Genomic DNA, 12,439 nt, shown 5'->3' with positions numbered 1-12,439 from the left:
GTTAGATTTTTTCAGTTAATACGGAAACAATTTTATTGTCAGGAAAAAATTCTTTTAAAATTACTTTTAACATGGTAAATACCGGAATTGCAATCACCATTCCGATAATTCCAAAAGTAATTCCACTGATTAAAGTAATCAGAAATATTTCTAACGGATGCGAATTTACACTTTTTGACGAAATTATGGGCTGGCTGATATTGTTATCAATAGCCTGCACCAGTAAAAAGCCAATTACTACGTAAATGGTTGTTGGTAAAATTTCTGATTGAAAATCATTTCCAATTAAGCTAATCATAGTTAATATGGCTGCTAGTATAGTTCCTATAATTGGCCCGATGTAGGGAATAATATTTAAAATGGCACATAAAAAAGCAATTACCAACGCATTTTTATTTCCGAAAATCATTAAAACGATTAAGTATAAAATAAAAACGACGGTTAATTGCAGCAGTAATCCAATGAAATAGCGGGTGAGTAAATGGTTTATTTTGGTAATAGAATTTAAGATTTTATCTTCGTTAGAATCGGGAAGAATCCTTTTGGCACCTGCTTTAAAATTCTCCTGGTCTTTGATGAAAAAGAAAGTGATAAAAAAAACAGAAACAAGTCCCATTCCCATATCAGCCATAAAACCCATTATTGAATTTATAAAACTTGTAAAATAGCCAAAACTAAAAGCAGTTGTAATTTTTGATTCTTTCAAAACTTTATTCAGATCAACATGCTGAATATTGAAGTAGCTTTCAATACTGCGTTCTGTTTCAAAGAATTGCTGTTGAAGATGATTAGTGTCTAAAAGAGACAAGTTGTTTGCCTGAGAAATAATTAACGGGACAAACAGCAAAATGAAACCAACCATTAGTAAAATAAAAAATATAATAGTTGTGGTTGCGGCTAATGAATTGCTAAACTTTAATTTGTTTTTTAAAAATTGAACCAAAGGATTTGCGATCAGACATAGTATTAATGAAATGCATAAATAGACAATCACAGTTTGTATTTCATATAAAAAATATAAAATAGCTGCCACGATCAGGATTGTAGTTAGAGCTCTTAAAATTCCGTTCGAAATGATTTTTGATGTTACCATGATTAATTTTTAGACTATAAATATAGGAAAAGCTTTTAAATTTTTTACGAATAAAAAAAGCGAGATGGTGAGATCTCGCTTTCTTGTTTGGTATGTTTGGTATGTTTTTTCTTTAGATTCCAAATCCTGCTCTTGGACCTCCAGAAGTAAATATAGCTGCCATTCTGCTTTTTTGACCTAGTGAGAACATGTACATTCCTCTGTCATCTGTATAGTCCATATAGTTCATGGTCATTTCTACAGGTGTTCCTGTACAAGTACTGTAGTGTGGGTAAGCTGGTACACCATAGTTTGCAGTATTATGTGTAGGAGTATCAGATACTAAATCGCTTCCACAGCTTGCATCTCCCCAAATATGACGTAAATTCATCCAGTGACCAACTTCGTGAGTTCCTGTTCTTCCTAAGTTATAAGGATAATTTGCAGATCCTGAAACACCAAAGTATTTAGAGTCAATTACAACTCCATCGGTTGCAGATGATCCACCAGGAAATTGTGCATATCCTAAAATACCACCACCAATAGTACAAGCCCATAAGTTAAGTTTTGTAGTTGGAGATGTAGGATCTAAACCACCTTGTTTGGTTTTCTTCATAGCATCTCTTGTACCCCATGAAGTTTTTGTAGTTGATTTTCTGTTGATTTTCTCCAGAACAAAAGTAATACCAACGTTTGCTTTAACACCTGAAAATAAAGCTGGTACATCATTGTAATCTGAGTTTAACGCATTAAAGTCAGCATTTAAAACATCAATTTGCGATTGAATCTGAGCATCTGAAATATTTTCAGCAGCAGTTTTGTACAATACATTTACTACAACTGGTATTTCAACTTTTCCATTTACTAAACGGTTTGTTAATAATCTATTGCTTGTAAAAGCTTCGATTTCATTCATTCTAATAGCCAATGTTGGGTCTTCTTTTAACTGTGCTTCTAAAACTTCCTGGGTAGCACAGCCACGATGCGCGATAGCGGCTGAAGTTGAATCAGACGATTCTGTTTGTTCATTTTGACAAGAAAACAGCACTAAAGCTGTAAATGCGGTAATAAAAACTCTTTTCATAATAGTTTGGTTTTTTGTTATAAAAAAATACATTTGGTTAATGATTTAGCAATTTTATAACAAAATAGATATTTAACCAAATTTTAATAACAAATTTTTTGTGAGAATTTTAAGAACCCCCCGTACAGCTTGATTCCTACAAAAATTAACGAGTGTTAATTAAGAGGTTAATTCGTACAAAGCGATACTAGTCGCCTGTACTACGTTCATACTGCTGTTCTTACCAAACATATTTATATGTACAATTTGGTTTGCGATTTTTAGAAGATCATCTGAAATTCCATCAATTTCGCTTCCTATAATAAGTGCAATTTTTTGATTTTCAGGAATATTGACTTCCTTTAAGGGTTTGCTGTTACTTGCTATTTCTAACGCAATAATTTCGAAGTTATTTTGTAGTAAATAGGTAACTAAAGCAGATGTTTCTTCGATTATAGTGTGTAGAACATGAAGATGAGTGCTTCTTGATGTTTTATTGATTTTTCGTGGCGTTAACGGAATGTCTTTTCCTAAAAAAATAATATTCTCGACACCAAAAGCCTCACTTATCCTAAATAAGGAACCAATGTTTTGCTGAAAGTAAATGTTATCACAAATCAGTGTTATCGGAAATGTTTTTCTCTCAAATTGATTTTCTTCGTGAGTAAGCTGCACTTTCTTAGAATTAATTAGTAAAAATATAGTTGATGATATTCGCGCCCATTTTTAAGGCTTTATCACGAACAGTAGCAGGGTCATTATGTACTTCAGGATCTTCCCAGCCGTCCCCTAAATCGCATTCGTATGTATAGAGTAAAACCAGTTTGTTTTCAACGAAAATTCCAAATGCCTGAGGACGTGTTCCGTCATGTTCGTGAATTTTTGGTAATCCGTTTGGAAATGGAAAAGGTTTCTGAAAAATAGGATGATTTGCCGGAATTTCCACTAAACTGTTATTTGGGAATATTTTTTTGATTTCTTTTCGAATGTATTGATCCATTCCGTAATTGTCATCAATATGAAGAAATCCTCCGGCAGTCAGGTAATTTCTAAGATTTGTCGCATCAGCATCGCTAAAAACAACATTCCCGTGTCCGGTCATATGTACAAAAGGATAAGAGAGTAAATCCGGATTACTTGGCTCAACCGTTGATGGTTTTGCTTTTATTCTGGTATTAATATTCGAATTACAAAAACGGATAAGGTTTGGTAATGAAGTCGGATTTGCATACCAATCGCCACCACCGCTATACTTTAATAAAGCGATTTCTTGTGAAAAGGAAGAAATAGAAAAAAGTAATAATAAGTAAAAGATTTTTTTCATATAATTATAAATTATCTGGGTAATTTGCTTTTTACATATGCCGCTTTTTGTGACAAGATCACGATTTAATTAATAATCTCATTAAAAAAAACAACACTATGGCAAGCCACAACCGCAGCAGTTTCAGTACGTAAGCGGGTATTTCCCAGCATAACCGGCTGGAAATTATTTTCTAAAGCCAATGCAATTTCCTTATCTGAAAAATCACCTTCAGGGCCAATTAAAATCGTGATATTTTCATTGGGTTTCAAAACTTCTTTCAACGATTTCTTATCTGCTTCCTCACAATGCGCGATTAATTGTAAGCCTTCATTCTTTTGTTTGATGAATTCCTTAAACGAAATTGCTTCATTCAATTTAGGCAGATAAGTTTCATTAGATTGTTTCATTGCCGATAGAATTATCTTTTCAAAACGCTCTAAATTAACCACTTTCCTTTCTGATCGATCACAAAAAACAGGAGTGATTTCCTGAATTCCAATTTCGGTGGCTTTTTCCAGAAACCATTCAAAACGATCATTCATTTTGGTTGGAGCCACGGCTAAATGCAAACGGATTTTTGGTTCCGGAGACTTTTTTATCGACAGCACTTCAACTATACATTTATTATCAGAAGCCAATGTAATTTCTGTTTCAAACAATAAACCTAAACCGTTTGTGACATGTAGAATATCCGAATCTTTTTTTCGTAAAACTTTGATGATATGTCGGCTTTCTTCTTTGTCAAAAGAAAAAGTTTCGGTCGTTTCGTCTATATCAGGATTGTAAAATAATTGCATAATTAAAATTGAATTCGTGCTTTTGAAACTACAGCCTGAGTTTCAAAACGATTTGATAAATATTTTTGGTAACCCACAATTCCAATCATTGCAGCATTATCTGTAGTGTATTCAAATTTTGGAACAAAAGTTTTCCATCCGTATTTGCTTTCACTTTCTTTCAATCGGGTTCTAATTCCGGAATTTGCCGAAACCCCCCCGCCAATTGCAATTTGTTTTATTCCGGTTTCTTTTACCGCCAATTTCAATTTATCCATCAAAATTTCGATAATAGTATATTGAATAGAAGCACAAATATCATTCAGGTTTTCTTCAATAAAATTTGGGTTTTCTAATTTCTTCTTCTGAATAAAATATAAAATAGCCGTTTTTAATCCGGAAAAACTAAAATCTAATCCGGGTACTTTTGGCTTGGTAAAAGCAAAAGCTTTTGGATTTCCTTCTTTTGCATACTTATCAATTAATGGACCGCCAGGATACGGTAGTCCAAGAATTTTGGCACTTTTATCAAAAGCTTCTCCAACAGCATCATCAGTGGTTTCTCCGATAATTTCCATATCAAAGAAGCCATTTACTTTTACAATCTGCGTATGACCTCCACTAATAGTTAATGCTAAAAACGGAAATTCAGGTTTATCAAATCCTTCCTCATCAATAAAGTGTGCTAAAATATGAGCATGCATATGATTGACAGCAATTAACGGAATTTGTAATGCCAATGATAGTGATTTACTGAATGAACTTCCCACTAATAAGGATCCCATTAAACCAGGTCCTTGCGTAAATGCAATGGCTGTTAATTGTTCTTTTTGTACATTTGCTTTGCGTAGTGCAGCATCAATTACTGGAACAATATTTTGCTGATGAGCTCTTGAGGCTAACTCAGGTACAACACCGCCATATTGGTTGTGAATAAGCTGATTGGCCACAACATTTGAGAGTACTTTATCGTTATGTAGAACTGCAGCAGCAGTATCATCGCAAGAACTTTCGATGGCAAGAATAAAAACCTCTGAATTTTGCATATAAAGGCACGAATTTTGGATTATATTTGACAAATCAAATTTTTAATTTTCTTTGATTATAAGGAGAAGCCAAAATTAAAGAATTTTTATCAAAAACAGTCGCTCTTTGTCTGTTCAAAGTGAATTTAAAAGAAAACTAAAATTAAGAAGCTATCAAAAAAGTAAAGAAAATAATATCAAGAACCCTAATTGGGTTAATTTTACTTTTGTTAGCACTTGCTATAACGCTGTCTTTGCCTGTCGTTCAGACTGAAATTGCACAATATGTGACCAATTCGCTGAACGAAGATTTTAAAACAGATATTCATGTTGATAAGGTTGCCATAAACATTTTTGGAGGCGTAAAACTTAAGAAAGTTTTGATTTATGACCATCACAAGAAAGTTTTAATCTACTCTGATATTATTTCTACAGACATTTTAAGTATCAAAAGATTGCTGGATGGTGATTTGATTTTTGGTGATTTGCGTTTAACAGGTTTGATCTTTAACCTGAAAACTTACAAAAACGAAAACGAAAACAATATCAATAAGTTTATACGACTTTTTGATTCTGATAAGCCATCAAAAACAAACAAACATTTTTTACTGACAGCTAAAAACGCCTATATTTCAAAAGGGATTTTTTCTGTAGTTGATGAAAATAAAAAGACACCTAAATTTTTGTCATTCACAAAACTTAATGCTTACATCAGTGATTTTAAACTCTATGGACCTGATGTAAATACGACAATTCATCGTTTTTCATTTTTGGATCACCGCGGTCTTTATGTGTCTAATTTTGCAGGGAAGTTTAGTTATACCAAAAAGCAAATCAAAGTTGAAAATCTTGCCATAAAAACGAAGAGATCCTCTATTTACGGTCAGGCAATTTTAAATTATAAAGTAGAAGATTTTTTAAATTTTACTGATAAAGTAAAGTTTGATGTTAGAATTGATTCTTCATCAATTGCGACAAATGATATCCGTTATTTTTATGATGGATTAGGCAAAAACCAGCATTTTAAACTGAAGACAAAATTAAACGGCCCTCTTAATAATCTTAATTTAAAAGGTTTGAGACTTACAGATACCAATGGTTCAAGAATTATTGGTAACATAAATTTTAAAAACCTCTTAGGAACCAAAGAACAAAAGTTCTCAATGGATGGGAAATTTGACAGATTGGTTTCCAGTTATGATAATATGGTTGCTTTGCTGCCAATTGTGTTAGGTAAAAAACTTCCAAAAGAGCTTAAAAGAATAGGTAAATTTACGATTATAGGAAAGGCAAAAGTTTCTACAACTGCTCTCGAGGCCAAATTTAAAATGGTTACGGATTTAGGTGGCGGTGATATTGATCTGCATTTAAACAATATGGATTTTATTGACAAGGCATCTTATTCAGGAAATATTGTTTTGGAGAATTTTGATGTCGGAACTTTACTCCAGCGTAAAGATCTTGGCAGAACAACTTTAAATTTAGATGTTGATGGAATTGGTTTTACCGAGAAATACCTTAACACTATTATAAAAGGAGATATTATAAAATTAGATTATAATAAATACACCTATAATAATATAGTAGTAAATGGGAATTTTAAATTGCCTTACTACAAAGGACAAATTTCTGTAAATGATCCTAATTTATCCTTAACATTTGATGGTTTAGTTGATTTAAGTACGCGCGAGAACAAATATGATTTTCATATTAATGTGGAGAATGCTGATTTACGCAAACTTAAATTCATAAATGATTCTATTTCGCATTTTACCGGTGATGCAGTTGTTCAGGTTTCAGGAAATTCAATTGAAAATCTTCATGGAAATATTTACATAAAAGATGCTATTTATCAGAATCCAAAATCAACATATGAATTTGATGAAGTGACAATCAATTCAAGTTTTGATGCAGATAGATTACGAACCATAACAATTAATTCTACTGATATTGTTGATGGTAAAATCGTGGGTAAATTTCAGTTCGCCCAATTAGGTAAATTGGCAATGAATTCCGTTGGAAGTCTTTACACCAATTACAAGCCATATAAGGTTAAAAAAGGGCAATTCTTACGTTTCAATTTTCATGTATATGATAAGGTTGTGGAGATGTTATATCCCGAAGTTAATGTAGATTCATCCACTGTGGTACGTGGAAAAATAGATGCTGATTTAAATGAATTTAAGTTTAGATTTAATTCGCAAAAAATTACCGCTGCAAAAAACACATTCGATAATATCCGAATAAGTATTGATAACAAAAACCCGCTTTACAATGCCTTTATTGAGTTAGACAGTATTAAAACGCCCTATTATAAAATACGCGATTTTAATTTGATCAATGTAACATCAAAAGATACTTTGTTTGTTCGTTCAGAATTTAAAGGAGGAGAAAAAGGTGAGGATTATTTTAATCTTGATTTGTTTCATACTATTGATAAAAACAAAAATAACGTAGTCGGTATCAAAAAATCTGAAATGAAATTTAAAGACTATTTATGGTATTTAAATGAAGATGAAGGAGATGATAATCAGATTATTTTTGACAAAAACTTTAAAAACTTTACGATTGATAATATTGTGCTAAGTCATGAAGATCAAAAAATTGATTTAAATGGAGTCTTGCGTGGTACTGATTATAAAGATATTGTGCTGAATTTTGAAGATGTAGATATTAATAAGATAACGCCTTTAAATTCTAAATTTGTTTTTAATGGAAATTTAAACGGGAACGTTAATTTTAAGCAGAATAAAGATGTTTATCAGCCCACAGCATCTATACAGATAGATCATCTTAACTTAAATAATACGGAATTAGGAACTTTAGATTTTGATATTTCAGGAGATGAGAATCTGAGAAGATTTACTATAAACTCATCAATTCATAATGGCTTTACAGAATCATTCAATGCTAGCGGAAATTTTGCCATTGAAAACAAAGAAACTATTCTGGATTTGAAGCTTAAACTAGAAGGGTTTAATTTGGCAACGTTAGGAAAAGTTGGTAAGGATGTTTTGTCTAATGTACGTGGTTCCGTTTCCGGAAATGCTGCTGTTGTAGGAAATATTAAAAAACCTGAAATAAACGGAAGGTTGTATGTTGAGAAAGCAGGAATGACAATTCCTTATCTGAACGTCGATTATGAGTTAAGCGATAGAACTGTAATTGATTTAACTGATGAGAAATTCTTGTTTAGGAATAACCAATTAACAGATACAAAATACGGTACAAAAGGGCTGTTGAATGGCGCTATTGAGCATCATAATTTTGGAGACTGGAAATTAGATTTGACCATTACTTCAAAACGATTAGTGGCGCTTGATACTAAAGATAGTGACGATGCGGCTTATTTTGGTACGGCATTTATTAATGGAACAGCAAGTATTAAAGGTCCAACGGAAAGCTTATTTATAAAAGTAGCAGCTAAATCAGAAAAAGGTACTGAGGTTAAAATCCCAATTAATAATGTACAAAGTGTTGGTGAAAGCAGTTGGATACATTTTGTAACTCCAAAAGAAAAATACAATTTAGCGAATGGAATTGTTGAGAAAACCAGAAACTATGGAGGTCTTGAATTAGAATTTGATTTTGACATTACACCAGACGCTGAAGTTGAAGTTATTCTGGATCGAAATTCAGGTCATGGAATGAAAGGAAAAGGATACGGATCGTTATTGTTTAAGATTAATACCCTTGGTAAGTTTAATATGTGGGGAGATTTCCAGGCATACGAAGGAACCTATAATTTTAAATACGGAGGTTTAATTGATAAAAAGTTTGCAGTTAAAAAAGGAGGTTCTATCATTTGGGAAGGAAACCCGATGAAAGCGCAGTTAAATTTAGAAGCCGTATACAGAACGTCTGCAAATCCGGCCGTACTTTTAGAAAATTCTTCTTTCAATAAAAAAGTTCCGGTAGAAGTTGTCATTGGATTAAGAGGGGATTTAGCAAGCCCTGAACCTAATTTTGATATTCAGTTTCCTTCTGTTAGCAGTGTTTTAAAATCAGAGATACAATATAAGTTAGATGATAAAGATGTTCGTCAAACTCAGGCTTTGTACTTGCTGTCAACAGGTTCGTTTATGAGTCCGGACGGATTTAACCAAAGTGATTTATCTGGAACATTTGCAGAGACAGCTGCCAGTTTATTAGGGGGGATTATAAAATCAGATAATGATAAGTTTAATATTGATCTGAACTTTATATCTGCAGATAAACGAATTGGACAGGAGGCAGATGGTCAGTTTGTGGCTAATATTTCTTCACAGATTAATGAGAAAATCTCGATTAATGGAAAAGTTGGTGTTCCGGTTGGGGGAGTCAACGAATCTGCGATTGTGGGAGATATTGAAATACTTTACAGGGTAAATGAAGATGGGTCTATGAACCTTCGTTTATTTAATAAAGAAAATGATATTAATTATATAGGACAAGGAATTGGTTATACGCAAGGTGTCGGTATTTCATATGAAGTAGATTTTGATACTTTTAGCGAATTGGTAAATAAGCTTTTTAAAAGCCATAAGCTGGAAAGAACAATAAAAAGTTCTCCAGATGATTTGCAAGATTCTAATCTGAATCCTGATTATATTAATTTCTCTACTAAAAAAGAGAGTGAAAAGAATAAAAAGAAGAACGATAAAAAAGAAGAAGAGAAGCCACCACAGCCTCAAAATAATAATCAGGGATTAATTCCCGATAATGACGACTTTTAAGCTTTTGTTAAAAAAGTACAATTATAAAACCATTCGCTACAACGAATGGTTTTTTTATGCTAATTTTAGATGTTGCAATTTTTTTTACCAAATATAGCGACTGCATATTTTTATAACACTTCATTTATGTATTGTTAATTTTAGAGATTTAATTAAAATAAGGTGCTTTTATTATTTTAAATGAATTTTTTCATATCAAAAAACTTATTAACGAAAACGTTTGAATTTAACATATTTTATTAATTTATTACAATCATAACCTGAAAAGTGGTGAATGTTTGCTAATTTTACACTTTAATACTTAAATAATGCCAAAAACAATAAAAAAAGTTGGTGTTCTAACCTCAGGAGGAGATTCACCTGGAATGAATGCCGCAATAAGAGCAGTAGTTCGAACATGTGCTTATCATAATATAGAATGCATAGGGATTTATAGAGGGTATCAGGGAATGATCGAAGGAGATTTCAAAGAAATGGGACCTCGAAGCGTAAATAATATTGTAAATAAAGGTGGGACGATCTTAAAATCGGCTCGTTCTCTTGAATTTAGAACCCCTGAAGGTAGAAAGAAAGCTCACGAAAATCTTGTGAAGGCTGGTGTAGATGCACTAGTTGTTATTGGAGGAGATGGAAGTTTTACCGGCGGTTTAATTTTTAATTCAGAATATGGTTTTCCTGTAATGGGAATTCCTGGTACAATTGATAATGATATTTTTGGTACAACTCATACTTTAGGTTATGATACTGCTTTAAATACCGTAGTAGATTGTATTGATAAAATTAGAGATACTGCAAGTTCACATAATCGTCTGTTTTTTGTGGAGGTTATGGGTAGAGATGCAGGGCACATTGCTCTTAATGCTGGTATTGGAGCTGGTGCTGAAGAAATCCTTATTCCTGAAGAAGATTTAGGTTTAGACAGATTGCTAGACTCTCTTCAAAAAAGTAAAGCTTCAGGAAAATCATCAAGTATAGTTGTTATTGCCGAAGGAGATAAAATTGGTAAAAACGTTTTCGAATTAAAAGATTATGTTGAAGCTAATTTACCTGAATACGATGTAAGAGTTTCTGTATTGGGGCACATGCAGCGTGGTGGTTCTCCGTCTTGTTTTGACCGTGTTCTGGCAAGTCGTTTAGGAGTAAAAGCAGTAGAATCTTTATTAGAAGGAAAATCAAATTATATGGTTGGACTTCGTGAGGATAAAGTGACTTTAACACCATTAGAGCAGGCAATTAAAGGTAAATCTGAAATTGATAGAGAATTATTAAGAGTGTCTGACATCATGTCAACCTAAAGATAAATAAAAGTTTAAAAAAGGAAAGAAGTTTATTGTGAGGAAATTAGACTTTTAAATTAGTGTAATAAAAACAAAAGCAAAAATTAAGTAAAATGTCAAAAGTAAAATTAGGAATAAACGGATTCGGACGTATCGGAAGAATCGTTTTTAGAGAAACTTTCAATAGAGATAATGTAGAAGTAGTTGCAATCAACGATTTATTAGATGTTGATCACTTAGCTTACTTATTAAAATATGATTCAGTTCACGGTCGTTTCAACGGGACTGTAGAAGTAAAAGAAGGAAAACTTTATGTAAACGGAAGAAATATCCGTATCACTGCAGAAAGAAATCCAGCTGATTTAAAATGGAACGAAGTTGATGTTGATGTAGTTGCTGAATGTACTGGTATCTTCACAACTATCGAAACTGCAAATGAGCACATTAAAGGTGGTGCTAAAAAAGTAATCATTTCTGCTCCATCTGCAGATGCTCCAATGTTTGTAATGGGAGTAAACCATGAAACTGCAAAAGCTACTGATTTAGTAGTTTCTAACGCTTCTTGTACTACAAACTGTTTAGCTCCTTTAGCTAAAGTTATTCACGATAACTTCGGAATCGTTGAAGCTTTAATGACAACTGTTCACGCTACAACTTCAACTCAAATGACAGCTGATGGTCCTTCTAGAAAAGACTGGAGAGGTGGACGTGCTGCAAGCATAAACATCATTCCATCATCTACAGGTGCTGCAAAAGCGGTTGGAAAAGTTATTCCAGAATTGAATGGAAAATTAACTGGTATGGCTTTCCGTGTTCCTACTGCTGACGTTTCTACAGTAGATTTAACAGTAAAAGTAGCTAAAGAGACTTCTTACGAAGAAATTATGGCTGTTTTAAAAAATGCTTCTGAAACTACAATGAAAGGTATCTTAGGATATACTGAAGATGCAGTTGTTTCTCAGGATTTTATTTCTGACAAAAGAACTTCAATCATTGATGCTACTGCAGGTATTGGTTTGAATTCAACTTTCTTCAAATTAGTTTCTTGGTACGATAATGAGTACGGATACTCAAGTAAATTGATCGATTTATCTGTGCATATCGCAGGTTTAAAATAATATTATATATTTTTGCAAAATCCCGTTATTTAATTAGTAACGGGATTTTCTTATTTTGTTTCGTCTTTAATTAATGTAAAAAATACA

Annotated in this window: 9 protein-coding genes; 3 read left to right on the top strand and 6 right to left on the bottom strand. The window is 32.6% G+C overall.

The features are described 5' to 3' along the window. Position 1 precedes the first annotated feature (1 nt). The 6 genes from BUA98_RS10315 to tsaD all read right to left on the bottom strand — a co-directional run bounded on the left by BUA98_RS10315 (position 2) and on the right by tsaD (position 5,263). Positions 2 to 1,093 carry an AI-2E family transporter gene (locus BUA98_RS10315; protein ID WP_072972084.1) on the bottom strand — a complete coding sequence of 364 codons (1,092 nt, stop codon included), beginning with the start codon at positions 1,091 to 1,093 and terminating at the stop codon, positions 2 to 4. A gap of 112 nt (positions 1,094 to 1,205) precedes the next feature. Next, positions 1,206 to 2,156 (bottom strand): zinc metalloprotease, encoded by a 951-nt coding sequence (locus BUA98_RS10310; RefSeq protein WP_072973263.1) that lies wholly within the window; start codon positions 2,154 to 2,156, stop codon positions 1,206 to 1,208. A gap of 159 nt (positions 2,157 to 2,315) precedes the next feature. Continuing rightward, complete coding sequence (locus BUA98_RS10305; RefSeq protein WP_072972081.1) at positions 2,316 to 2,810, bottom strand: TrmH family RNA methyltransferase; 495 nt, start codon at positions 2,808 to 2,810, stop codon at positions 2,316 to 2,318. 10 nt (positions 2,811 to 2,820) lie between these two features. Next, positions 2,821 to 3,459, bottom strand: coding sequence for a DUF4159 domain-containing protein (locus BUA98_RS10300; RefSeq protein WP_072972078.1), 639 nt, complete (start codon positions 3,457 to 3,459; stop codon positions 2,821 to 2,823). Between the two features lie 65 nt (positions 3,460 to 3,524). Continuing rightward, on the bottom strand, positions 3,525 to 4,238 hold the full coding sequence (locus BUA98_RS10295; protein WP_072972075.1) for a 16S rRNA (uracil(1498)-N(3))-methyltransferase: 714 nt from the start codon (positions 4,236 to 4,238) through the stop codon (positions 3,525 to 3,527). Between the two features lie 2 nt (positions 4,239 to 4,240). Continuing rightward, positions 4,241 to 5,263, bottom strand: a complete 1,023-nt coding sequence (gene tsaD / locus BUA98_RS10290) for a tRNA (adenosine(37)-N6)-threonylcarbamoyltransferase complex transferase subunit TsaD (protein ID WP_072972072.1) — start codon at positions 5,261 to 5,263, stop codon at positions 4,241 to 4,243. Positions 5,264 to 5,469: 206 nt separating this feature from the next. Here tsaD and BUA98_RS10285 point away from each other — a divergent pair, with 206 nt between their 5' ends. From BUA98_RS10285 to gap, 3 genes are all read left to right on the top strand, one after another. Continuing rightward, on the top strand, positions 5,470 to 9,957 hold the full coding sequence (locus tag BUA98_RS10285; protein ID WP_244279191.1) for a translocation/assembly module TamB domain-containing protein: 4,488 nt from the start codon (positions 5,470 to 5,472) through the stop codon (positions 9,955 to 9,957). Positions 9,958 to 10,265: 308 nt separating this feature from the next. Next, the gene (pfkA, locus tag BUA98_RS10280; protein ID WP_072972069.1) at positions 10,266 to 11,252 is read left to right on the top strand and encodes a 6-phosphofructokinase; all 987 of its coding nucleotides are present in this window, start codon (positions 10,266 to 10,268) and stop codon (positions 11,250 to 11,252) included. Between the two features lie 95 nt (positions 11,253 to 11,347). Beyond that, entirely contained in the window at positions 11,348 to 12,352 is a 1,005-nt protein-coding gene (gap, locus tag BUA98_RS10275) for a type I glyceraldehyde-3-phosphate dehydrogenase (protein WP_026984486.1), read from the top strand. The last annotated feature ends 87 nt before the right edge of the window (positions 12,353 to 12,439 follow it).

Origin of the sequence: Flavobacterium saccharophilum (genome assembly GCF_900142735.1) — a bacterium.
In the GTDB taxonomy this organism is placed as follows: domain Bacteria; phylum Bacteroidota; class Bacteroidia; order Flavobacteriales; family Flavobacteriaceae; genus Flavobacterium; species Flavobacterium saccharophilum.
Note: the sequence above shows the minus strand (reverse complement) of the source record. Positions and strands in the feature narration are given on the sequence as shown.

Coding starts and splice junctions, on each gene's coding strand:
- BUA98_RS10315 (WP_072972084.1), bottom strand. CDS start 1,093: ATGGTAACATCAAAAATCATTTCGAACGGAATTTTAAGAGCTCTAACT.
- gap (WP_026984486.1), top strand. CDS start 11,348: ATGTCAAAAGTAAAATTAGGAATAAACGGATTCGGACGTATCGGAAGA.
- BUA98_RS10310 (WP_072973263.1), bottom strand. CDS start 2,156: ATGAAAAGAGTTTTTATTACCGCATTTACAGCTTTAGTGCTGTTTTCT.
- tsaD (WP_072972072.1), bottom strand. CDS start 5,263: ATGCAAAATTCAGAGGTTTTTATTCTTGCCATCGAAAGTTCTTGCGAT.
- pfkA (WP_072972069.1), top strand. CDS start 10,266: ATGCCAAAAACAATAAAAAAAGTTGGTGTTCTAACCTCAGGAGGAGAT.
- BUA98_RS10300 (WP_072972078.1), bottom strand. CDS start 3,459: ATGAAAAAAATCTTTTACTTATTATTACTTTTTTCTATTTCTTCCTTT.
- BUA98_RS10295 (WP_072972075.1), bottom strand. CDS start 4,238: ATGCAATTATTTTACAATCCTGATATAGACGAAACGACCGAAACTTTT.